The sequence below is a fragment of the Pseudomonas sp. F01002 genome (genome assembly GCF_004402115.1).
Lineage (GTDB): Bacteria > Pseudomonadota > Gammaproteobacteria > Pseudomonadales > Pseudomonadaceae > Aquipseudomonas > Aquipseudomonas frigoris.
Genome location: NZ_SOPU01000028.1, coordinates 1 through 357 on the forward strand (window position 1 = coordinate 1; position 357 = coordinate 357).

Annotated in this window: 1 protein-coding gene; it reads right to left on the reverse strand. The window is 64.7% G+C overall.

Features of this window, described 5'->3' with window-relative positions; all coding sequences use genetic code 11:
• A partial coding sequence (locus E3W21_RS31965; RefSeq protein WP_256661642.1) for a hypothetical protein occupies window positions 1-357 on the reverse strand: 357 nt, incomplete at both ends.

Sequence of the window (357 nt, forward strand, 5' to 3'; positions counted from 1 at the left end):
TGGTGCTTGGCGCCGATGTCAGCGTGTAGGTGTAGGTGCCGTCGGGATTGAGCAGGATTTGGCCGTAGGTGCCAGTGGCGCTGCCGACCAAGGTGTAGGTGATCGCACCGACCGCGCCGCTGACCGAACCGACCAGCGTGCCGCTGGCGGTTTCGCCCGTGTTGCCCGGCAGGCTCCCGGTAACGGTGCCGGGCGCCAGATCCTGGCCGTCCTGGTTCAGGTCGAGGGCTTTTTCGTAGACGGTCACGTCGCTGTCACTGACCGCTCGGATGCAGCTGTTGATCACGTCGATGGTGATGGTGGTGGTGCTTTGGTCACCGTCGGCATCGCGCACGGTGTAGGTGAACACGTCGGTCG